The 23,561-nt window shown below is 64.8% G+C and carries 17 protein-coding genes; 13 read left to right on the forward strand and 4 right to left on the reverse strand.

Going from position 1 to position 23,561, the window contains the following annotated elements:
• The first annotated feature begins 139 nt into the window (after positions 1-139).
• The 9 genes from qhpR to PCA10_RS11510 all read left to right on the forward strand — a co-directional run bounded on the left by qhpR (position 140) and on the right by PCA10_RS11510 (position 11,133).
• Complete coding sequence (gene qhpR, locus PCA10_RS11470) at positions 140-1,141, forward strand: AraC-like transcriptional regulator QhpR (RefSeq protein ID WP_016492242.1); 1,002 nt, start codon at positions 140-142, stop codon at positions 1,139-1,141.
• 193 nt (positions 1,142-1,334) lie between these two features.
• Positions 1,335-2,792: a flavin monoamine oxidase family protein gene (locus PCA10_RS11475; protein WP_016492243.1), complete on the forward strand. Its 1,458-nt coding sequence runs from the start codon at positions 1,335-1,337 to the stop codon at positions 2,790-2,792.
• Positions 2,789-3,166, forward strand: a complete 378-nt coding sequence (locus tag PCA10_RS11480) for a c-type cytochrome (protein WP_016492244.1) — start codon at positions 2,789-2,791, stop codon at positions 3,164-3,166. The genes PCA10_RS11475 and PCA10_RS11480 overlap by 4 nt, the downstream gene beginning before the upstream one ends.
• Positions 3,163-3,558, forward strand: a complete 396-nt coding sequence (locus tag PCA10_RS11485) for a hypothetical protein (protein ID WP_016492245.1) — start codon at positions 3,163-3,165, stop codon at positions 3,556-3,558. Before PCA10_RS11480 ends, PCA10_RS11485 begins: the two co-directional genes overlap by 4 nt.
• A gap of 129 nt (positions 3,559-3,687) precedes the next feature.
• Positions 3,688-5,046 (forward strand): DUF1329 domain-containing protein, encoded by a 1,359-nt coding sequence (locus PCA10_RS11490; RefSeq protein WP_016492246.1) that lies wholly within the window; start codon positions 3,688-3,690, stop codon positions 5,044-5,046.
• A gap of 56 nt (positions 5,047-5,102) precedes the next feature.
• Entirely contained in the window at positions 5,103-6,956 is a 1,854-nt protein-coding gene (locus PCA10_RS11495; protein WP_016492247.1) for a DUF1302 domain-containing protein, read from the forward strand.
• A gap of 55 nt (positions 6,957-7,011) precedes the next feature.
• Positions 7,012-9,372 carry an efflux RND transporter permease subunit gene (locus tag PCA10_RS11500; protein WP_016492248.1) on the forward strand — a complete coding sequence of 787 codons (2,361 nt, stop codon included), beginning with the start codon at positions 7,012-7,014 and terminating at the stop codon, positions 9,370-9,372.
• A 15-nt stretch (positions 9,373-9,387) separates the two neighbouring features.
• Positions 9,388-10,365: a WD40/YVTN/BNR-like repeat-containing protein gene (locus tag PCA10_RS11505; RefSeq protein WP_016492249.1), complete on the forward strand. Its 978-nt coding sequence runs from the start codon at positions 9,388-9,390 to the stop codon at positions 10,363-10,365.
• Between the two features lie 15 nt (positions 10,366-10,380).
• Positions 10,381-11,133, forward strand: a complete 753-nt coding sequence (locus PCA10_RS11510; RefSeq protein ID WP_016492250.1) for a class II aldolase/adducin family protein — start codon at positions 10,381-10,383, stop codon at positions 11,131-11,133.
• 304 nt (positions 11,134-11,437) lie between these two features.
• Here PCA10_RS11510 and PCA10_RS11515 read toward each other — a convergent pair whose 3' ends face one another.
• From PCA10_RS11515 to PCA10_RS31125, 4 genes are all read right to left on the reverse strand, one after another.
• Positions 11,438-12,367 (reverse strand): malate dehydrogenase, encoded by a 930-nt coding sequence (locus PCA10_RS11515; RefSeq protein WP_016492251.1) that lies wholly within the window; start codon positions 12,365-12,367, stop codon positions 11,438-11,440.
• Between the two features lie 221 nt (positions 12,368-12,588).
• A complete protein-coding gene (locus tag PCA10_RS11520; protein ID WP_041770657.1) occupies positions 12,589-13,479 on the reverse strand; it encodes a serine hydrolase domain-containing protein in 891 nt (296 codons plus the stop codon).
• 192 nt (positions 13,480-13,671) lie between these two features.
• Positions 13,672-15,426: a BCCT family transporter gene (locus tag PCA10_RS11525; RefSeq protein WP_016492253.1), complete on the reverse strand. Its 1,755-nt coding sequence runs from the start codon at positions 15,424-15,426 to the stop codon at positions 13,672-13,674.
• A 363-nt stretch (positions 15,427-15,789) separates the two neighbouring features.
• Positions 15,790-15,912 (reverse strand): hypothetical protein, encoded by a 123-nt coding sequence (locus tag PCA10_RS31125; protein WP_269451139.1) that lies wholly within the window; start codon positions 15,910-15,912, stop codon positions 15,790-15,792.
• Positions 15,913-16,216: 304 nt separating this feature from the next.
• Between PCA10_RS31125 and PCA10_RS11535 the strand changes: the two genes are divergently transcribed.
• The 4 genes from PCA10_RS11535 to PCA10_RS11550 all read left to right on the forward strand — a co-directional run bounded on the left by PCA10_RS11535 (position 16,217) and on the right by PCA10_RS11550 (position 23,436).
• On the forward strand, positions 16,217-18,931 hold the full coding sequence (locus PCA10_RS11535) for a type VI secretion system Vgr family protein (RefSeq protein ID WP_016492256.1): 2,715 nt from the start codon (positions 16,217-16,219) through the stop codon (positions 18,929-18,931).
• Positions 18,928-20,811 carry a phospholipase D-like domain-containing protein gene (locus PCA10_RS11540; protein ID WP_016492257.1) on the forward strand — a complete coding sequence of 628 codons (1,884 nt, stop codon included), beginning with the start codon at positions 18,928-18,930 and terminating at the stop codon, positions 20,809-20,811. Before PCA10_RS11535 ends, PCA10_RS11540 begins: the two co-directional genes overlap by 4 nt.
• An 80-nt stretch (positions 20,812-20,891) precedes the next feature.
• The gene (locus tag PCA10_RS11545; protein WP_016492258.1) at positions 20,892-22,088 is read left to right on the forward strand and encodes an SEL1-like repeat protein; all 1,197 of its coding nucleotides are present in this window, start codon (positions 20,892-20,894) and stop codon (positions 22,086-22,088) included.
• Positions 22,089-22,233: 145 nt separating this feature from the next.
• On the forward strand, positions 22,234-23,436 hold the full coding sequence (locus tag PCA10_RS11550; RefSeq protein WP_016492259.1) for an SEL1-like repeat protein: 1,203 nt from the start codon (positions 22,234-22,236) through the stop codon (positions 23,434-23,436).
• The last annotated feature ends 125 nt before the right edge of the window (positions 23,437-23,561 follow it).

Here is a 23,561-nt window from a genome sequence, read left to right on the forward strand (position 1 = left end):
GGGTGACGAGCGCTCGTCACTCGTCCGGCTGACTCTTTGCAAAATATTTCAGTCTTACTACGATGGCCGGCGGCCGGGAGCGTCTCTTCGGCCGCGACAGCCTTCATTGATCTTTCGAGCCTCAGCGCCAGGGCGTTCCATGCCGTCGTCTAGCTGCCATACCGTTCTTGCCGAAAGCTTCTTCCATCGCAACGCCGAGCTGTTTCGTCCGCACCTTGCCGCGGTTGGGTTGAGCGAGAGGATCCTCAGCGCGCCGGAATCGGAGATTCCCGTGACGCAGTACGTCGCCCTCTGGGAGGTACTGGGCCGCGAGGTATCGCCGTCCATCGGGCTCGAGGTAGCCATGCGCACCGAGAGCGGCGAACTGGGCGCCTATGGCCATGCGATACGTTGTGCGCCGACCATGGAACTGGTGCTGCGCAGCCTGACCCGGTTCATGGTGGTGCTGACCCAGGCAACGCAGTTGTCGGTCGAAGACGACGGTAAATGGATAACCCTGGCGTACCGGGTCACCGACGCCTCCATCGTGCAGCGCCGCCAGGACGCGGAGCTCACCATCTGCGTCGTGCTCAACCTGCTGCGCGAGGTGACCCGGAATCCGCAACTGGCGCCCATGCGGGTGGACTTCGAGCACCGCGCCCCCCGCGACCTCACCTGCCACCGCGAGGTCTTCGCCTGTCCCATTCGCTTCGAGCAGCCGGACAATCGGCTGTACTTCGCCCGCGAATTGCTGGACATGCCGATCCGCACCGCCGATCCACGCCTGTTCCAGGCCCTCGAGCTGTTTCTCGAACAGCAGCGGCAAAGCCGGGCCGCGTCGACGGATGTGCTCAGCCAGGTCGCCCATCAGATCGCCAGTAGCCTGAGCAGTGGCTGCGCCAGCCTGGAACAGGTGGCCAGCGACCTGAAGATCGGCGTGCGAACGTTGCAGCGGCGCCTGGCCGAGCACAATGTCGAGTTCAGCCAGTTGGTGGAGGAGGTGCGCCGCTCCCTGGCCGAGAACTACGTGATGCAGTCCGACTACAGCCTGACGGAAATCGCGCTGTTGCTCGGTTACTCCGAAGCCAGCTCCTTCTGCCGCGCCTTCCGCCGCTGGACCCAGCTGACGCCCCAGCAGTTCCGCCAACGCAGCCGATCCTGAGCCCGGCCGTCCATCTCCGCGTGGATTGTCAGCTGCTGCCAACGATTTTGTCATGAGGTGCCAAGCCGGCGGCCGGGGGCTTCCCCTAGCTTATCGCCGCAGATGGGCGTGACTTCCGACTGACGTACAGCGCCAGGCCGGCTACGTCTCGCGCCCTTCACTTCAAGAACAATGACAAATGAGGTGTGGGTCGATGGCCGATGAAAAGGACGACGCCAAGGGCGTTAGTCGTCGTGGATTCCTGCGCGGCGCCGGGGCCGGCGCGGTCGTGGTGGCGGGCGCGGGGGTCATGGCCAATGCCATGGCCACCGAGCAGAACGGCTGCAAGACCGCCGGTTGCGAGTACGACGTGGTGGTGATCGGTGGCGGTTTCGCCGGCGTCACCGCCGCCCGCGATTGCCGCAAGAATGGCTACAAGACGCTGTTGCTGGAGGCCCGCAATCGCCTTGGCGGCCGCACCTTCAGCACCGAGTTCGCCGGCCACAAGGTGGAGCTGGGCGGCACCTGGATCCACTGGACGCAACCCTTCGTCTGGGCCGAGACCCAGCGCTACGGCCTGAATGTCATCGAGTCCCCGGAACGCGCCGAATCGTCGCTGGAAACCATGGTGATCCTCGCCGATGGCAAGCGCACGCAAATGGCCGGCGAGGAACTGCTGCCGGTGCTGCAGGCGTTCGACACCTACTTCGCGGACTCCCGCGACATCTGGGAGCGTCCCTACGAGTCACGTTTCCGCTGGAACAAACTCATGGCGCAGGACGGCCTGACGGCACGCGATCGCCTCGACCAGTTGAAGCTCAAGCCGGTGCATCGCGCGGCCGTGGATGCCTACCTGGTGGGCATGGCCCATTGCCCCTCCGACCAGGTGTCCTACAACGAGATGGCGCGCTGGTGGGCGCTGCCGGGGTGGAACCTGTCGGTCCTCAACGACGCGGCGATTCGCTACACCTTCAAGGACGGCACCATCAGCCTGATCAACGCGATGATCGAGGACGGCAAGCCGGACGTGCGCCTGTCCACCCCGGTGAAGAAGGTCGAGGACAAGGGCGACCATGTGGTGGTCACCACCCTCAAGGGCGAGCGCATCGTGGCGGGCAGCGTGGTCCTGGCCCTGCCGATGAACGTGCTGCCCAACATCGAGTTCTCCCCCGCACTGGACCCCAAGCTGCTCGAAGCCGCCCATGAGCGCCACACCGGTACCGGCGTCAAGGCCGTGATCAAGGTCAAGGGCAAGGTGGGTGGGGAGGGCAAGCTGTACGGCCTGGCCGACTCCGACCATCCCCTGAACGTGGTGTTCACCTACGCCAAGGCCGATGACCACACCCTGTTCATCGGCTTCGGCGACGATCCCGCCAAGCTCGACGTCCTCGACCGCGACGCCGTGCAGCAGGTCATGCAGTCCTTCTTCCCGGGAATGGAGGTGGAAGACTGCTTCGGCTACGACTGGAACCTCGACCCCTACAGCAAGGGCACCTGGGCCTGCTACCGGCCGGGCTGGTACGGCAAGTACGCCGACCACTTCGGCAAGGACCACGGTCGCCGCATGTTCTTCGCCCAGGGCGACCACGGCGAGGGCTGGCGCGGCTTCATCGACGGCGCCATCGGCGGTGGCGGCAAGGCGGCCCTGCGGGTCAAGGAGCTGCTGGGATGAAGCTGTCCGGATTCTTCCTCGCCCTTGGCCTCTGCGTCACCGCCGCCAAGGCCCAGGCCGATTGCGATGCCGCGGCCGGCCAGAAGCTGTTCGAGTCCAAGTGCACCGCCTGCCATTCGCTGGCCGAGCACAAGGTCGGCCCACGCCTGCAGGACGTGTACGGCCGCCAGGTCGGCACGGCCCAGGGCTTCGGCTACACGCCGACCCTGGAGCAGGCGGGGTTCGCCTGGAACGCCGAAAAGCTCGACGCCTTCCTCAGTGGCCCGATGAACTTCCTGCCGGGCACCGCCATGGCCTTTGGCGGCCTGCGCAAACAGGACGATCGGCAGAAGATCATCTGCTTCCTCGAACAACAGCAAAGGAGCAAGACATGAACATCACTCTCTTCACCCGTCCCAAGAGCGTGCTGACCGTCGGCCTCGCCCTGTTGCTGGCGTTCGACCCCAACCTGATCTTCCAGTGGACCGGATTGCACCTGGGTGACGCCGGCACCTTGCTGGGCCGCATCCTCGGCCTGGTCTACCTGGGGATCGCCATCGAGCTGTGGTTCGTTCGCGGCAACGCGGACCTGCCGGCCCGCAATGCGCTGCTGCTGACCAGCGTGGACCTCGCCGTCGTGGCCTTGCTGGTCCAGGTGCAGTTCGCCGGGCAGATGAACGCACTGGGCTGGGGGTTGATCGCCGTGTACCTCGGCTCCGGCCTCGGGTTCTTCTGGTGCGCCCTGCAGGTGACCAGGAACGGCGCCGCACGGGAAAGCCTCTCCTGACCCGGGCAGTTTGCATTTTTTTGATATCCGCCGATGCGGGCCCGTTCGTACCGTCTGGCCTGCTCGTCGCCACCGGCGCACGGGCAGGCCCATCCCCAGCACAACAAGAATCTCCTGCAGGAGAACGGAATGAATATCTTCAAGTTATCGCTACTGAACTGTGCGGTCTCCCTGGCGCTGCTGTCTGCCGGGGCGCAGGCCGCCACTGTCGACGCGAGTAAGCTCGGCACCGAGCTGACGCCCTTCGGCGCGGAGAAGGCCGGCAATGCCGATGGCAGCATCCCCGCCTGGACCGGCGGCCTGACCAAGGCCCCGGAAGGCTGGGCACCGGGCCACGGCGACCCCTACGCCGGCGACAAGCCGCTGTACAGCATCGACGCCGGTAACCTCGCCCAGCATGAAGCCGAGCTGCCACCCGGCCAGGTCCAGTTGATCAAGACCTATCCCGGCTACCGCATGGACGTCTATCCGACCCACCGCAGTTGCACCTTCCCCGACCAGCTCGCCCAGCGCACCCGCGAGTTCGCCGGGCAGAGCCGGATCGCCAGCGACGGTTGGCAGCTGGAGCAGGCGCCGGGCCTGGCGATTCCCTTCCCGATGCCGCAAAGCGGCGTCGAGGTGATGTGGAACTACAAGCTGCGCTACATGGGCAAGGGCCGCCGCGTGCAGGCTTCCCTGCTGCTGCGGGAGAAGAGCGGGGCGCTGTCGGAGTTCAAGCAGTGGGACTACGAGTACTACCCCTACAACGATCCGGCGGTGAAGTCGCCGGCCGATTCCGGGGGCTACGAGGCCAAGCTGCTGTATGACGTGCTCTCGCCGTCGTCGCGTGCCGGCGAGATGTACCTGGTGCACGGCTACCTGGATAAACCCCAGGACTCCTGGATCTACTTCCCGGGCCAGCGCCGCGTGCGCCGTGCGCCGTCGTTCGCCTACGACAACCCGATCGCCGGTACCGACAGCCTGTTCTTCGTCGATCAGCTGAACATGTTCACCGGTGCCCTGGACCGCTACGACTTCAAGCTGATCGGCAAGCGCGAGATGGTGGTGCCGTACAACTCCTACAGGCTGGTCGACAAGTCGAACAAGTATGCCGACCTGGTGGGGCAGGACTACCTCAACCGCGACAAGCAGCGCTACGAGAAGCACCGTGTCTGGGTGGTGGAAGGCACGGTCAAGGCCGACAAGCGCCATTCCTTCGCCAAACGCGTGTTCTTCATCGACGAAGACAGCTGGGCGCTGCTGCACGTGGACATGTACGACGCCAAGGGCAACCTCTGGCGCGTGCAGGAAGGCACCCTGTGGGCCGACCCGCAACTGCAGGCCTGCACCAACTTCGAGTACACCAGCTACGACCTGATCGCCCGGCGCTACATCGCCGACTACTTCACCCAGGAAGGCGAAGTACTGGACCTGACCGCCGCACAGGAAGGGCGGATCACCGACAAGATGTTCAATCCCAACGAACTGCGCCGCCGCGGCGAACGTTAAGAGCCCGCCCCACGCCTGGCGCGTGGGGCGGCTTCACGACAGTCAGAGGAACCTCGATGCCTTACAACAATAAAGGCGCGGTCTTGGCCGTGCCGGGCTTCCCTCGCGTCAAAAACAGCCTCGCCCTGGCGGTGATGGCTGCCTCCAGCCTGCTCTGGATGCAACCCAGCCATGCCTTCCTCTTCGGTTCGGAGGACGGTGTTTCCGGCAGTTTCGACTCCACCCTGACCTATGGTTTCGCCCAGCGCCTGGAGTCGCAGGACTGCCGCATCCTGGGTGGCGACAGCGGTGGCTGCAACAACGGCACCGACACCGAGCTGGGTCGGTTCTACAACCTGTCCCGGGGCAACGGCTACGCCAACGCGGACATCAACTACACCAACGCCGACGACGGTGACCTCAACTACAACAAGCACGATGTCTTTTCCCACGTGATCAAGGGCACCCACGAGCTGAGCCTGAAGTTCGGCGATGGCTGGAGTGCCCTGGGCCGGATCGCCTGGGCCAGGGACTTCAAGATGGACAACACGCGCCGCACCGAGCTGGATGACCAGGCCGAGCGCGACGCCACCCAACGCCTGGACCTGCTGGACCTGTGGGTGGCCAGGAGCTTCGACATCGGCGACATGCCGGCCAAGGTCAAGGTGGGCAACCAGGTGATCAGCTGGGGCGAGGAAATCTTCGTCACCGGTGGCATCAACCAGATCAACGCCCTCAGCCTGCCCAAGTACCACACCCCGGGCACGCAGCTGAAAGAGGTGTTCATCCCGGCGCCCATGGCCTCGTTCAACGTGGGCCTGACCGAGACCCTGAACCTGGAGGCCTACTACCAGTTCAGGTGGAACGCCTATGGCATCGATCCGGTGGGCACCTACTTCTCCAACAGCGATGTGGTGGGCGAGGGCCGGCGGCCGATCTTCTACTCCACCAGCTACATCGATGGCCTGCTGGGCCCCGGCACCTGCGCGGCGAGCACGCCCACCGGGCGCTGCGGCGAGCCGCTGATCAGCGGCCTGGACGAGGCCACCCTGGTGGCCGCCGGGCTGGCGGCACCCTACGGCGGTGAACGTGAGGCGAAGAACAGCGGCCAGTACGGTGTGGCGCTGCGCTGGACGGTCGAGGAGATCGAAACGGAGTTCGGCTTCTACTACCAGCGATACCACGACAAGCTGCCCTTCGTCGGCTATACGGCGATCTCCAACCCGGACGCCCTGGTGATCGACGATTTCTTCATCAACTACGGCGAGGACAAGGACCTGTTCGGCCTGTCCATGAACACCATGGTCGGTCCAGTCGCGGTGGCGGGCGAGCTGTCCTACCGTCCCAACGACAGCGTCGGCATCGACCCGACCGTGGCGTTCGGCCGGGGCATCACCGGCAGCTTCAACAAGTTCAGCGTGTTCGATACCGGTGTGCATCCGGGGTTCGTCGAAGAGAAAAAGTGGCAGGCGGACGTCAACGCCATCTACACCTTCTCCGCCAGCGACCCGCTGGGCTTCATTCCCAGCAGCCTGGGTGCCTCCGACGGCTTCATCCTGGCCGAGGCGGTGGTCACCCACTATCCGGACCTGGATACCTCCGGTGAGACGCCGTACTTCCTGCCGGACTACTCGATCCCGGACAAGACCTCCTGGGGCTACGTGACCGAGCTCGGCATCAACTACCCGAACCTGTTCGATACCGGCATCACCGTCACGCCGCAGCTGGACTTCGCCCATGACGTCAATGGCACCACGCCCAACGCGCTGCCCTTCATCGAGGGGCGCAAGTCGCTGACCACGTCCTTGCTGTTCAACTACCGCGACCGCTGGAAGGGTGGCCTGCAGTGGGTGCAGTACTGGGGCGGCGGGGGCAACAACCTGATGACCGACCGCGACTTCCTCAGCGGCAACATCTCCTACTCGTTCTGACCCCGGGGCTCCTCCACGGGAGGGGCCTGACTTCGATTATCAGGAAGGCACGTCCATGCTCTCTTCGTTGGTGCTCGGGCTCGAGCGCATGTTGTTCCGCCATCGCCTGGCGACCCTCGCGGCGCTCGCGGTCGTCACCCTGGTGATGGCGATGTTCGCCAGCCGCCTGGAAATGTCGGCCGGCTTCGACAAGCAGCTGCCGCAGCAGCACGCCTTCATCAAGACCTTCAACCAGTACCGCGACGTGCTGTTCGGCGCCAACCGCATCATCGTGGTGCTGCACGCCAGGCACGGCGATATCTGGAGCCGGGAGGCGCTGACCCGGCTGTACGACCTGACCCAGACCCTGTTCTTCATGCCCGGCATCGACCGCCGCAGCGTGACTTCGCTGTGGACGCCCAATACCCGCGCGGTGCAGATCACCGAGGAGGGGATGAAGGCCGAGGACGTGGTGGGCGGCGATGTCACGGTGGGCAACCTCGATGCCGCGGCCATCGCCGGTATCCGTGAGCGCACCATCATCGGCGGCTTCGTCGGCAGCCTGGTGGCCAACGACCATGGCGGGGCCATGGTGGTGGCCGAGCTGGCCGACCCCGACCCCGCGACGGGCCAGCGCCTGAACTACCTGGAGTTCAGCCAGCGCCTCGAAGACGAACTGCGCACCCGCTACAGCGACGCCGACTTCGACGTGCAGATCATCGGCTTCGCCAAGCAGATGGGCGACATCGGCGCCGGCGCCAGGAGTGTCGTGGCCTTCTTCGCCCTGGCGTTCATCCTGACCCTGCTCGCCGTGTACTGGTACACCCGCTCCTGGGTACTGACCTTCCTGCCGCTGTTCTGCTCGCTGGTGTCGGTGGTCTGGCAGTTCGGCACTATCACCCTGCTGGGCTTCGGCCTCGACCCGCTGGCGATCCTGGTGCCGTTCCTGGTGTTCGCCATCGGGGTGTCCCACGGGGTGCAGCAGGTCAACTTCATATCCAAGGAAGTCTGCGCTGGCGCCGACGCCATGACCGCCGCAAGGCGCAGCTTCGTCGGCCTGCTGATTCCCGGAAGCCTGGCGCTGATAACTGCCTTCGTCGGCTTCGCCACGCTGGTGCTGGTGCCGATTCCGATGATTCGCGAGCTGGCCATCACCGCCTCGGTCGGCGTGTTCTACAAGATCGTCACCAACCTGATCATGCTCCCGGTACTGGCCAGCTACTTCCGTTTCGACGCCGCCTACGTCAGCCGCATCGAGCGTCTGCGCGAGAAGCGCGACGGGGCCATGCAGAAGCTCGGGCGCATCGCCGAGCCGCGCAACGCCGCGATCGGCGGCGTCCTGTGCCTGTGCCTGATGGCGCTGGCCGTGTGGCAGAGCCAGGGCCGGCATGTCGGCCACGTGCTCCCGGGGGCGCCGGAGTTGCACGCCGACTCGCGCTACAACCAGGACGTGGAAAGCATCGTCGGGCACTTCGCCCTCGGCCTGGACCTGTTCACCGTAGCGGTGGAGACGCCCCAGGGTGGCTGCTACCAGCACCAAGTGATGAAGTATGTCGACCGCCTGACCTGGTACCTGGGCAACGTTCCGGGCGTGCTGTCGGCGCAATCCCTGCCGGCGCTGACCAAGTTGTCGGCATCGGGAGTCAACGAGGGCAATCCCAAGTGGGCGGAACTGCCCGCCGACGAGTCGTCCCTCGCCGAGGCGGTCCGCCAGGTGCCCGAGGCCCTGCGCCTGTACAACGCCGAGTGCACCTTGCTGCCGATCAACCTGTATCTGGCCGATCACAAGGCTAGCACCCTGAAGCGAGTGGTCGCGGCGGTGGAGCAGTATCGGAGCGAGCATTCCCTGGACGGCGTGAAGGTGCGCCTGGCCAGCGGCAACGCCGGGGTCCAGGCCGCCACCAACGAGGTGGTGGAGACCTCCGAGTTGCCAATGATGCTCTACGTCTACCTGACCATCGTGCTGCTGGTGTTCCTCGTCTATCGCGATTGGCGGGCCATGGTCGCCTGCTGTCTGCCACTGACCCTGGCCACCTTCCTCGGCTACTGGTTCATGAAGGAACTGGACATCGGCCTCACCGTCGCCACCCTGCCGGTGATGGTGCTCGCGGTGGGCATAGGCGTCGATTATGCCTTCTACATCTACAACCGCCTGCAGCTGCACCTGGCGGAGGGTATGCACATCGTCGGCGCCTTCCAGCTGGCCTTGCGCGAGGTCGGGGTCGCCACGGTGTTCACCGCCATCACCCTGTCGGTGGGGGTCGCCACCTGGTCGTTTTCTGCTCTGAAGTTCCAGGCCGATATGGGCCTGCTGCTCACCTTCATGTTCATGATCAACATGCTGATGGCCATTACCTTGCTGCCGGCCATCGCGGTGTTGCTCGACCTGCTGATTCCGCGACGGGGCCCGGTACGGGCACCCCTGATCGCCCACTGATGGAAGGAGCTCCAGATGCCCAAGAATGAAACCAAGCGTCTGTTGGCGACCCTGCTGCTGGCGCTGGCCGCTGGCACCGCTGGCACCGCTGGCGCCGCCGAGCCGCCGGCCATGCGCCTTGACCGACCGCAGGAGGCGTCGCTGGTGGCCGTGGCCGCCGCTGGCAATCGCCTGGTGGCCGTGGGCGACCATGGCGTGGTGGTGCGCTCCGACGACGGCCTGAACTGGACCCAGGCCGACAAGGTGCCGGTGGACACCCTGCTCACCGCCCTGAGCTTCGCCGATGAGCGGAACGGCTGGGCCGTCGGTCATGGCGGCGTACTGCTGAAAACGAGCGACGCCGGCCAGACCTGGGCGCTGCAGCAACGCCTGGAGGACGCACCGGTGCTGCTCTCGGTCTGGTTCGAGAACGCCCAGCACGGGATCGTCGTGGGTGCTTACGGCTACGCCAGCGAGACCCGTGATGGCGGCAACAGCTGGCAGCGCCTCGCAGTGGGCGAGGAGGGCGACGACTACCACCTCAACCGGGTCTTCCCGGGCCCGGACCACAGCCTGTTCATTGCCGCGGAGGGCGGGAACGCCTACCGCTCCCTGGACGACGGCGCGACCTGGCAGGCGCTGGACACCGGGGCCAGTGGCTCGCTCTGGTGCGGCACCGCGTTGCCCGATGGGCGCGTGCTGCTGGCGGGCATGAGCGGCCGTGTGCTGCTCAGCGACGACCGCGGCGACAGCTGGCGAGAGGTGGACAGCGGCAGCACGGAGGCGATTACCGACATTCGCGCGCTGGCGGATGGGCGGGTTGCCCTGGTGGGCAACGGTGGCCTGGTGGCCGTGGCCGGTGGCGACCTGGCTGGCTTCACCCCCACGGTGCGCCCCGATCGGCAGAACCTGTCCGCCCTGGCTCCCCTGCGTGGCGGCGACCTGCTGATACTGGGCCAGGCCGGTGTGAGCCCCGGGCTCGACAAGGGCGGGCCGGGCAAGCCGCTCGACTAATCAAGAGGAACGACCATGAACAGACCTGAAACCATCAGTGCCGTCGAATGGCAGGCCCGCTGCGAACTGGCGGCGCTGTATCGGCTGATCGCGCACTTTCGCATGACCGACCTGATCGACACCCACCTGACCCTGCGTGTGCCGGGGCCGGAACACCACTTCCTGATCAACCGCTACGGGGTGCTGTTCGACCGGATGCGGGCGTCCGACCTGGTGCTGATCGACCAGCACGGCAAGGCCGTACGGGGAGGTGAGGAGCAACGGGTCAACGTCGCCGGCTTCGTCATCCACTCGGCCGTGCACATGGCCAGGCCGGATCTGATGTGCGTGATCCATACGCACACCGCCGCCGGCATCGCCGTGTCCGCCCAGGAGCAGGGCCTGTTACCGATCAGCCAGCATGCGCTGAAGTTCTACGACAGGCTGGCCTACCACACCTACGAGGGCATCGCCTTTTCATTGGATGAGCGCGAGCGCCTGATCGCCGACCTCGGGCCGCACAAGGCCATGATCCTGCGCAACCACGGCCTGCTGGTGGGCGGTGGCAGCGTGGCCAAGGCCTTCCACGAGATCCACTTCCTGGAGCGCGCCTGCCAGGCGCAGGTCCAGGCGTTGGCCGGCGGCAGCACGCTGGTCTACCCGTCGAAGGACGTGTGCGAGCACACCGCGCGGCAGTTCGAAGGGGCGAACGTCGACGGCATCATCGAGATGGCCTGGGAGGCTGCGCTGACCCTGATCGAAGACCAGCGCGAGTCGTATTGCTCGTAGCCATGCCAGGGGGGCCGTAGGAGCGAGCTCTGCTCGCGAACACCCCTGCGCCACGTCCCCTGTAGGAGCGGCTTCATCCCTCCTCACGTCAACCGTCTTCCAGGTCTGGTCGTAGAAGGCGTCCTCTGTGCCGTACAGGCGCAGGGCGACGAGGAAGTTGCGGCCGGTAGTCGTCCGTCATGAAGGGCGGATGCCGGACCAAGGCGGACAGTTCACAGCGCCAACAGAGCGGCCAGCTTGCGGCGGTTGACGAAGTCACGACTGTGAGGGGGGAGCCCCCCCCTTTCCGCTCACATACCCGCGCTCACAACGCATTCATTTCAGCGATGTCGCGCACCACCTGATCGGCGGAGTGGTCGAACATCGCCTGTTCCTGCGTATCCAGAGGCAGCTCGATCACCCGCACAAGCCCCTCATCCGAGAGCACGCAGGGGACGCCCATGGCGATACCCGTGCGCCCGTACTCGCCCTCGAGAATCGCGACCGTCGGCAAGATGCGGTTTCGCCCATTGGCAATGGCATCCACCATCTGTGCAATGGCCACGCCCGGCGCGTCGCAGGCGCTCCCGACCTTCTTCAGGCCCAGGATCTCGCCGCCGCCCTGACGCGTGCGCTGCACGATCCTCTCTATCTGCTCGCTGGACAGGAAGTGGGACAGCGGCACCGAACCGACCGTGCAGTAGCGCATCAGCGGCACCATGCTATCGCCATGCCCTCCCAGCACGAGCGCCGAGATATCCCGTGCGGAAAACCCTGTTTCCTCGGCGATGAAGCACTTCATGCGCGCCGTATCCAGCACCCCTGCCTGCCCGAACACCCTGGTGCGTCCCAGCCCGCTGAGACTCCAGGCCCGATAGGTCAGCACGTCGACCGGATTCGATACCACCAGCACCGTCGCCGCCGGGGCATGGCGATTGATATCCCCCATGATGCCGTCGAGAATCGGCAGATTGATGCTCAGTACATCCTGGCGCGACTGACCCGGCTTGCGGGGCACGCCCGCCGTGATCACCACCAGCTCGGAGTCCTGCAGCAATTCGGCGTTGGAGCCGCCGTAGACCCGGGTGTCGGAACCTGACTCGACCGCCGCCTGCCAGACGTCCAGCGCCTTGCCCTTTGCCAACTCACCCTGCACATCGACCAGCACCAGCTCGCGACAGAACTCTTCCCGGGCGATGATCTGAGCCGCCGCCTCGCCCACTATGCCGACACCCACAATCGATAGTTTTTTCACCGCGCACCTCCCTGCGGCGCGCGCCACCCGCCGCACGCCCACCTGTGCAGAAAAGTATTGTCCGCGAATGAAAAAAGGCCACCTGAAGGGGCCGAAGGGTAGGGGGCAGGTTTATTTCCGTCACGTCTTAACGGCCGCTACCGACCCATGCATCAGGTCAGGTTCGCTAGCCGAGCAGAGGCTGATATCCGCCAGGCGCCTGGCACGACCGGAGAACGCCCTCAGCGTTCCAGCCCCAACGCCGCACGGATTTGCCGGACGACCTGTGCCTCGATTTCCCCCTCCTGTGCCCCTGGCGAAAAAATCCCGCAGCACGCCGAGGCTTCAGCAACGGAGGTGCGATAGACCGCCACGACACTTCCAGGCCCGCAGCCCGTATGCCCTGCCAGGGTCAGGCCGCCTTCGATGGCACTGCGCATCAGGCCCAGGGCGTATCCCGGGGAAACCCAGGGACGCCCGGCAATCGGCCCGCCGAGTACTCGTGTTTCCCGCATGTCCTGAAGCAGGTTGGCGGGAAGCAGGTCGCCGGCGAGCAGTCGATCAAGAAGCAGGGCGGCCTGTGAAACCGGGCCGATCAACAGCCCGTGATAGACCCAGGCCGGGTCGTAGTTCGATGAGCCGTCGAGCCCGGTCTCGGCTAGATCCGCTGGCTGCATTGCAAAACGAGCAGCCGAGATACCGAGGGGCGCCAGTACCTGTTGCCTGACCGCCTCTTCAAGCGGCAGGTCTGTCGTACGTTCGATGAGTCTTGCGACCAGCATGTAGCCCACGTTCGAGTAGCGCCAGCCTTCGCCGGGGCTGTAGCGAAGCCGGTAGCCATCAAGACGGCGCATCATTTCGTCGGTAGGCCATGCCGCTTCCTGGCTGGCAACGGCCGCGTGGTACTCGGGAAGCTCGCCGTAGTCTGCGAGACCTGCCTCGTGCCGCAGGAGCTGGCGCAAGGTGAATGCGTTGCCGGGCAGTCGAGCATCCAGGCTGAGCAGCCCGTCACGCACCAGTGTCAGGGCTGTGGCGGCCAATACCGTTTTAGTGAAGCTCCACCATGGCACGGCAGGTTCGAATGGCGCAGGCGGGGTTGATGGTTGGCCGTTGGAGAGGACGGAGATCAATATCGAGTACTCGTGGGGTAGAGGCTGGAAGGTACTAAACCGGGACCGAAAGGGGACAGGTTTATTTCCTCTACCCGCAACATCCGCTTTTGGCCAAAGTGGACCTTCGTCATCAGAGAGGCAAGCGATTGCCCTGACAAACAAAGGCCCCTCTCCGAGTTCGGAAGAGGGGCCACACTTGCAGCCGACGCCGGGTCAGACCTCGGGAACTCCCACTTGCGTCTCCGTACGGGCGCGCTTGACGGAAGACTTCTTCTCCTGCACGACGATGTAGAACTCTTCACCGTGCTTGACCGCGCCGTACAGCACCGCCTTCTCGATCAGTTCGTTGGCGCGCAGGTGACGCAGCATCATCGGGTCCTTGCGCAGGTCGCGGTACAGGGCCAGGCACAGCAGCGCCATCACCAGGACGAAGGGCAGCGACACGACGATGGTCAGGCTCTGTAGCCCGGTGAGGGCGGCGCCCGGGTCGCGTGGGTCTCCGATGGCCAGCATGATCGCAGCGACGGTGCCGGTCAGCGCGCCCCAGAAGATCACCGTGCGGCGCGAGGGCTTCGTCGTGCCGTGCTCGGACAAGGTGCCCATGACCAGCGACGCGGCATCGGCGCCGGAGACGAAGAAGATGCCTACCAGGACCATCACCAGCACGGACGTGACCGAGGCCAGCGGGTAGCTGTCCAGTAGCTGGTAAAGGGCGTGGTTGCTGTTCACGACGCCATCGACCAGCACGAAGGTGCCGTCGCGCAGGGCGTCGATGGCCGCGCCGCCGAAGATGGTGAACCAGACCAGGCTCACCAGGCTCGGCACCAGCAGCACGCCGGTGACGAACTGGCGAATGCTGCGCCCACGGCTGATACGCGCGATGAACATGCCGACGAAGGGCGTCCAGGAAATCCACCAGGCCCAGTAGAACACCGTCCAGCCGGCCAGCCAGTTGTCCATCTGCTCGTTGCCGCTGGCGTTGGTGCGGCCGATCATTTCCGGCAGCAGCTTGATGTAGACGCCGATGGAGGCCGGCAGCAGGTTCAGCATCAGCAGCGTCGGGCCGACCAGGAAGACGAACAGGGCGAGGACCAACGCCAGCAGCATGTTGGTGTTGGAGAGCCATTGGATGCCCTTGCCGATGCCGGACACCGCGGAGGTAACGAAGGCGACGGTGAGGAGGGTGATGAGCGAGATGTAGAAGATCTTGCCCGGGTGCTCGATCCAGCCGTTGTACTCCAGGCCGCCGGCGATCTGCAGCGCGCCGAGCCCGAGGGAGGCGGCGGAGCCGAACAGCGTGGCGAAGATCGCCATCATGTCGATCACGCTGCCGATGGGGCCATTGGCGTGCCGGCCGATCAGCGGGCGGAAGGCGGCGGAAATCAGCTGCGAGCGCCCGCGCCGGAAGGTGCCGTAGGCGATGGCCAGCCCGACGATGGCGTACATCGCCCAGGGATGCAGCGTCCAGTGGAAGAGCGTGGTGGCCATGGCCACCTGCAGCGCCTCGCTCGATTGGCCTGCGGCCGAGCCCGGCGGCGGGTTGACGTAGTGCGACAGCGGCTCCGCGACGCCGAAGAACATCAGGCCGATCCCCATGCCGGCGCTGAACATCATGGCGATCCAGGAAATGGTGCGGAATTCGGGGGCTTCGCCATCGCGTCCCAGCGGGATCCTGCCGTACCGGCTGGCCGCCAGCCAGAGCACGAAGATGACGAAGAAGGTGGAGGTGAGGACGAAGAACCAGCCGAAGTGGACGATCACCCAGCTCTGTGCCGAGGAAGCGCTGCTGGCGAGGCCCGCCTGGCTGACGATCCCCCAGACGATGAATGCGATGGCAATGACGCTGGTGAAGCCGAAAACCACCCAGTCGAGCTTGCCTTCCAGATGCCGATCCTGCCTTGCCTCTTCGGTCTTCGATGGGTCCGTCACGCCGAGGGCATGAGTTTCAAGGTTCTTGTCCGTTGCCATGGGTTACAGCCCCTTTTGGAATCTTCTGCAGGCTTTTGTTGTTGTGCGATCCAATCGTTGCCCGCGAAATACCCGAGATAGACCCGGGCGTGAAGGCCCCGCGATTATCCTGTGCCCCCACCCCCCTATCTATTTCCAAACCGTCCTGACACGTCCTCTTAGCGACCATTTCGATGGCGGGGGCTTGGGGCGCCACCTTTCTGGCACGGGGGTTCTGGCGAGCCCGACGTTGGGTTTCGCTTCGCTCTACGCCAACCTACCCGGGGGCAACGCCGTTGGCCCAACCAGCAAAGGCCCCTCCCCGAAACCGGAGGAGGTGCCGCACCTCGACTCACTTCGCGCCAATGGCAACTTCTCCATCTTCTAGCCGAGACGGAGGGTTTGCTGCTCGTGGGGCTCCAGAGCCTGGAGCAAGGGGAGGGTGTCGGTCTGGCCGATCAGCCGGGAGAAGCCATGGGCGAGGAACTGGGGCTGTTTGTCGACCATCACACAGCGCAGGCGTTGGTGGTGGTGATAGAAAACGATTGGGGTGCATGCGTCGTGTCCCCGCAATCCCGAAGGCGGCCTGACTATGAAATTACTCATGGAGAGGGGGGCTTTGTCGATGATCCGAACAGCCCTGTGAGCCCGCTTCACACTCCCATCAGAAATTCCCTTCTCATGTTTGCCTGTATCTCGGCGTGAGGAAATTGCCTTTTTTCGTAATTCATTCAGACACGTCTGATAGTTGTAGTGCCGGCTCACATGGCAGGCTCCTGCGTTTGTTGTTGACGCAAGGAAGCCCGTCCACATGCTTGCCGCACTCCGCCCCTTCTTCGACCACAGCCGCCACAAGCTCCAGGTCCGTGGCCTCGACGCCGCCCTCGACGTGCTCGCCTTCACGGGCACGGAAGCCCTCAGCGAGCCCTTCAGCTACCAGGTGGAATTCACCTCCAGCGAGCGTGACCTCCCCGCCGAGCAGCTGCTGGGTCAGCGCGCCAGCTTCAGCCTGCATCCGCCGCCCAGCCCGTTGCCCTTCGCCGGCCTGAGCCTGCCGCCGGCCCAGCCCTTGCGCACCCTGCATGGGGTGGTCACGGGCTTTCGCCGCCTCTCCGGCTCCAACGACGAAGCCCGCTACGAAGTCACCCTGCAACCGCGCCTGGCCTTGCTCGGACGCGGCCGCCAATACCGCATCTACCAGCACCTCTCGGTGCCCGAGATCGTCAATCAGATCCTGCGCAGCGAGCGCCACCAGTGGGCGGGGCAGGACTTCTTCTTCGACCTCACGCGCGAGTACCCCAAGCGCGAACAGGTGATGCAGTACGGCGAGAGCGACCTGGCCTTCATCACCCGCCTGCTGGCCGAAGTCGGCATCTGGTACCGCTTCACCGCCGACGAGCGGTTGAACATCGACGTCGTCCAGTTCCACGACGACCAGCGCAACTACCAGTTCGATGTTCGCCTGCCGTACCGCCCGCCGTCCGGCACCAGCGCCAGCGGGCAGGACGCGGTCTGGGCCCTGCAATCGCAGCATGGCGTGGTGGAAAAGGACATCCACGTCCGCGCCTACGACCCACGCGATGCCGCCGCCCGGCTCGACGGCGATGTCGACCAGAGCCGGGGCGACCCCACCACCTACGGCGAGGCCTACCACTACGCCGAGCACTACACCGAACTGGGCGACGCCTACGCCCAGGACGAAGACCTGCAAAGCGAGAGCGGCTACTTCTTCGCTCGCCTGCGGCACGAGCGCTACCTCAATGCCCGTACCCGCCTCGCCGGCATCGCCAGCAGCGCGACCCTGGCCCCCGGGCAGGTGCTGGGAATCGACGGCGGCGCCCCCGAGGCCTTCGCCCCCGGCGCCGTCATCACTCGCCTGACCGCCACCGCCGCCCGCGACCACAGCTTCGAAGCCCGCTTCGAGGCCATTCCCTATGTCGAGCACATCTGCTTCCGCCCGCTGTTGAAGCAAAGGCCGCTGATCGTCGGCACCATCCCGGCGCGGGTCACCAGCCCGCAGCCCGACGACCTCTACAGCCACATCGACCTCGAAGGCCGCTACAAGGTCAACTTCCTCTTCGACCGCGACACCTGGCCCGCCGGCCAGGAAAGCATGTGGCTGCGCCTGGCCCGCCCCTACGCCGGGGACACCCATGGGCTGCACCTGCCGCTGATCCAGGGCACCGAAGTGGCCATCGCCTTCGAGCACGGCGACCCCGACAAAGGCTTCATCGCCTTCGCCCTGCACGACAGCCGGCACCCCGACCACGTCACCCTGAACAACTACAAGCGCAACGTCCTGCGCACCCCGGCCAACAACAAACTGCGCCTGGACGACACCCGTGGCCAGGAGCACATCAAGCTCAGCACCGAACACAGCGGCAAGAGCCAGCTCAACCTGGGCCACCTGGTGGATGGGCAGCGGCAGAAGCGCGGCGAAGGCTTCGAGTTGCGTACCGATAACTGGGGAGCGCTGCGGGCGGGCAAGGGCGTGTTCATCAGCGCCGATGAACAGCCCCGTGCCCAGGGCCAGGTGCTGGCCATGCAGGAGGCCGTGGCCCGCCTCGAACAAGCCGGCAGCGAGATGCGCAAGCTATCCGACGATGCCGAAACCGCCAAAGCCGACCCCGCCGACGTGCAAGCCCAGCTCACCCTGCTGCGCGAACGACTCGATCAACTGAAAGCCTCGGTGGCGCTGCTCAGCGCTCCCCAGGGCATTGCGCTGACCAGTGGCAACCATCTGCAACTGGCCGCCGAGCGTAACCTCATCGCCAACGCCGGCAACGACGCGTCCGTCAGCGTGGTCAAGCGCCTGTTCATCGGCGTGGGGGAGGGCGTGAGCCTGTTCGTGCGCAAGCTGGGGCTGAAACTCATCGCCAACCAGGGCGCGGTGCAGATCCAGGCGCAGAACGACCGGATGGAGCTGATTGCCCGCCATGGCCTGGACATCGTCAGCAGCGAAGACGAAATCCACATCAGCGCCAAGAAGAAGATCGTCCTCAATGCCGGCGGCACCTACATCAGCCTGGATGCCTGCGGCATCGAGTCCGGCACCCAGGGTGACTACCTGATCAAGGCGGCGCACTTCGACTACCAGGGGCCGGCCAGCATGACCGCCGCCCATCCGGCGTATCCCAAGCTCGAGTCCAGCCCAACCCTGCGGTTGAGCATCCTTCAAGTTCCGAATGCATCGATGCTGGCCTGGGCGGGTATGCCCTACACGCTGTACGCCGATGGCGCGCCCGTTGACCAGGGTGTTCTGGACGCCAGTGGAGAAGTCGCCATCCAGCATGCAGTCATTACCCGTCAGTACATGCTCAAGCTAAGTAATGGCGTGGCGTACCAGTTCCCGGTCCCCAGCGAATACCGCAACCCCGAGCAGGCACATCTGGCGAACAGAGGCTTGCACCACCACCACACTCAAGACGCCCCCCAAGCGCTACAACCTGGCTCGCACACGGACCAGCGCTTGCTCTATGCCTTCCGGCTGGACGGCACTCCGGGCACCGAAGGAGAGTCGGCATGACCCAGCAAGCCATCGTGGTGCCCATCGCCCTGCAGCACACGCATACAGCCACCGCCACCTCTCCCTGGTTCGTCCAGCGCACCGAGTACCCGCCGATGCTGACGGACTACCGCTACCTCATCAACGGCGAGGCCACCTTCAAAGCCGTGCACGAGGCCATCGAGAAGGCGGAAGCCTCCATCGACATCATTTGCTGGGGTTTCCAGCCTTCCATGTACTTCATCCGTGACGGCGAGCAGCCCGCCATCGGCAAACTGCTGGAGGCCAAGGCCCGGGAAGGTGTGCGCGTGCGGATACTGGGTTGGGAAATGCTGTTCAACAGCGCCGGTCTCGGAGGGGAGGCAAACCTACCCGGCAAACGCCCGAACCTCAAGCATCGCGCGGGACAGACCGCCAGCGACGAACAGCACCGCGAAGACGAGCGCTGGTTCAGCACCTATGCGGTGTCGGATGGCGATGCGGCGCAACGCGTGAACAGCGGCGTGCCGGTGTTCGTCAGCCGTGACTTCAGTGGGGTCGATCGAGACCGCATCAAAGCCGATCTCGGGCAAAGCAGCCTGGACCGGGAACTGAGCGGGAGAACGCGCACCGCTCTGAAATGGTCCGCCTCGCACCACCAGAAAAGTGTCCTGGTCGACTACGAGCTGCCCGAGAAAGCGGTCGGCTTCGTCATGGGCCACAACATGCTCGACGCGTACTGGGACACCAACGCCCATTCGGCGTTGAAACGCCCCGACCCCAAGCGACCCAACCCCACCCCGCAAACCCATGCCCCCGACCGGGGTCCGCGTGGCGCCTTGCCCTGCCAGGACATCTCCTGCCGTGTGACCGGGCCGATCCTCGAGCACCTGCACCGGAACTTCGCCGATGCCTGGCTGAAGGAGACCGGCGAGGACCTGCTCAGTGCTCGCCAGGGTCTCGTCCAGGGCCGGGCCGTCACCGTCGGCACGGCGACATTGCGCGTCCCCTTCGCGGCGCCATCCGAAGCGGCCGATGGCAGCACCCAACTGCTCGCTCAGCTGCTGCGCACCCAGCCCCAGGCCGGCAAGCAGGACATCCAGGCCGCCTACCTGCAGGCGGTGAACAACGCCACCCAGCTCATCTATATCGAAAACCAGTACTTCCGCTGGCCACCGCTGGCCGAGGCGATAAAAAGGGCTGCCGCCGAGCAGACCGCGGCCGGACGTGACCCTGTCCTGCATGGGGCGATCCATCTCTTCGTGATCACCAACGTCACCGATGGTGGCATCGGCAAGGGCACCGTCAACACCCAGCGCATGCTGGAAAGCCTGGGTCGAACGGACACCATTCCCAAGGTCACCAAGCTGCGGCGCATCGAAAAAGCCACGCGGGACATGCCACCCAAGCCCCGGCCCGAGGGCGGCAATGACCGGTATGGGCACAGGAAGCTTGCCGAATGGCAGGCAGAACTGGACCGGCAGATCAAGAAAATCGAAGACGAGACGCTGGTCCCGGAAACGATCCCCGGCCTGAAAGTCCATGTCTGCTCGCTGGTGGCCCCCGACTCGCCGCCGGGCGCGCCCTGGATGCCGGTGTACATCCACTCCAAGCTGATGATCGTCAACGACGTCTTCACCACCCACGGCTCGGCCAATATCAACACCCGCAGCATGCAGGTGGACAGCGAACTGAATATCGCCCACGAGTGGCATGACGTGACGCGAGCGATGCGGCGCGAGCTCTTCGACCTGCATACCGCTGGGAAGGGGGCGCAGGATGATCCGGAAGATGCATTTGATGCATGGACAGAAATCATCAACAAAAACAAAGACCTTAAAAGCAACAAGAGTTCCCCTGGCCCCTCGACGCCCCTCGTTGAGTTCCATTACGACAAGACCACCATGAGCAATCTCGACTGATGCGCCGGATTCTTCTACTGGCCACTGCATTGTTAGCCGCCTGTGGCAGCGGCGGTACTCACTGGAAAAAGGATGCCTCCATGGACCGACTCTCCCGGATCAAGGCCGACCTGGCCTTCACCTGCGCGCACGAACGCTTTCCCGAGCCCTCGGCGGACAGCGACCAGGTATTCAAATACGCCCGCTGGCTGGAGAAGAACAACCAGCTCAAGCAGGACAAGGCGGTGGATGGGCAGATCGAACGGCTCTATCGCATCGCCGCCGAAAACGACCATGCCAAGGCCAATATCAACCTGCAGAACGGCAGCATGCGGGGTCGCCGATATGGGCTGACCGGCGAGGAGAACCTGCGGCTAAGCCAGCAACTCATGGATGCCGGTGTGGCTACCGGCTACTACTTCGTGGGCATCTTCCTGAATCAAGGCTCGGCGGGTTTGCAGCAAGACGAGGCAATGGCCCTGCGTTACTTCCGCAAGGCTGCCGATGAAGGCAGCGCCAATGCCCAGGCCTATGTCGCTGAAAAGCTGGCACCGAGTGATATTGCCCCCGATATCGCCCGGCAGATGCGCCGCTGTGCTGCTGAGCAGGGGCAAGGGGATGCGGCTGTTTCTCTAGGGGTTAATCTCCAAGGTAAAAGGCAGTATCAAGAGGCTCTTGAAGCGTTCCAGTTGGGTGTGGCAGCAGGCACCAGCGTATCAGCTTCGTTTTTGTACAAAGCGTTTCGTAACCCTCCGCCTACTAACGAGTTGCACTACCTGGCGCAACCGGAGGACCTGGAGCGCGCCGATCGCTACGAAAAGATCTGGCGCATCCTTGCACGATCCTCTTACGCCAGCCCCACGGTCCCCGAGATCAACGAGATCGTGCCGTTGCCGCCCGCCAAGCTGCCGCCGTGGGATGGCAAGCTGAAATGGCTGGAAGAACGCCTGGCCAACGTTCCGCCCCCCAAGCCCAGCGAGGCACTGATCCACCAGCTCGCCAATGCCAGGAAGCTCGACCCCGCCACGGGCAAGCCCCTCCCCGACTCCCCGGTGTTCAGCGGTTACGGCTTCCCCCTGCGCACGGCCTACAGCGGTGCGCTGTGCCCTCACGCGGGCTACTGGAAAGTCATGTGGCCGATGGCGCTGGAGGTGCAATGGCGCGAGGTCACTCGCTACTTCGAAGAAGGCGAAGAGCTGCCGCCCGAAATCGTCCAGCGGGTCCATGAGCGTCCCTGGCCCTTCACCGACAAGGTGACGGAACGCCTCGAACGGGTGCAGTGGGGAATGCTCGGCTAGTGCCTGCGCTGTGCCCCACCAGGGCATTCCATGACCACTCACCCACCACGAGCGATTTCGACGGATGCGTCTGATTCTTCTACTGGTCACTGCATGCTTGGCCGCCTGCGGCAGCGGCGGGATTCCCTGGAAAAAGGATGCCTCCATGGACCGACTCTCCCGGATCAAGGCCGACCTGGCCTTCACCTGCGCGCACGAACGCTTTCCCGAGCCCTCGGCGGACAGCGACCAGGTATTCAAATACGCCCGCTGGCTGGAGAAGAACAACCAGCTCAAGCAGGACAAGGCGGTGGATGGGCAGATCGAACGGCTCTACCGCATCGCCGCCGAAAACGGCCATGCCAAGGCCACTATCAACCTGCAGAACGGGAGCATGCGGGGCCGTCGTTACGGGCTGACCGGCGAGGAGAACCTGCGGCTAAGCCAGCAACTCATGGATGCCGGTGTGGCTACCGGCTACTACTTCGTGGGCATCTTCCTGAATCAAGGCTCGGCGGGTTTGCAGCAAGACGAGGCAATGGCCCTGCGTTACTTCCGCAAGGCTGCCGATGAAGGCAGTGCCAACGCCCAGTACTATGTCGGTGACAAGTTGGCACCGAGTAATATGGCGCCGGATGTGGCTCGGCAAATGCTCCGCTGTGCCGCTGAGCAGGGGCAGCGGGACGCTGCATCTGATCTCGGTGTTGATTTGAAGCTAGGAACTCAATATCAGGACGCTCTTGAAGCGTTCCAGTTGGGTGTGGCAGCCGGTGACAGCGTATCAGCTTCTTTTTTGTACAAAGCGTTTCGTAACCCTCCGCCTACTAACGAGTTGCACTACCTGGCGCAACCGGAGGACCTGGAGCGCGCCGATCGCTACGAAAAGATCTGGCGCATCCTTGCACGATCCTCTTACGCCAGCCCCACGGTCCCCGAGATCAACGAGATCGTGCCGTTGCCGCCCGCCAAGCTGCCGCCGTGGGACGGCAAGCTGCAATGGCTGGAAGAGCGCCTGGCCAACGTCCCGCCCCCCAAGCCCAGCGAGGCACTGATCCACCAGCTCGCCAATGCCAGGAAGCTCGACCCTGCCACGGGCAAGCCCCTTCCCGACTCCCCGGTGTTCAGTGGTTACGGCTTCCCCCTGCGCACGGCCTACAGCGGCGCGCTGTGCCCTCACGCGGGCTACTGGAAAGTCATGTGGCCGATGGCGCTGGAGGTGCAATGGCGCGAGGTCACGCGCTACTTCGAAGAAGGCGAAGAGTTGCCGCCCGAAATCGTCCAGCGGGTCCATGAACGTCCCTGGCCCTTCACCGACAAGGTGACGGAGCGCCTGGAGCGGGTGCAGTGGGGGATGCTGGATGAGGCTTAGGGGCGTTGGGTAGGAGCTCTGGGCCTAGCATTGCCGCACTTGTAGTGACTTCATTCGCAAAAGGGGCAACCCCGTTGCCCCCAACAAAAGGCCCCTCCCCGAACCCGGAAGAGGGGCCCCACGCC

It is taken from the genome of Pseudomonas resinovorans NBRC 106553, from assembly GCF_000412695.1.
GTDB classification, from domain to species: domain Bacteria; phylum Pseudomonadota; class Gammaproteobacteria; order Pseudomonadales; family Pseudomonadaceae; genus Metapseudomonas; species Metapseudomonas resinovorans_A.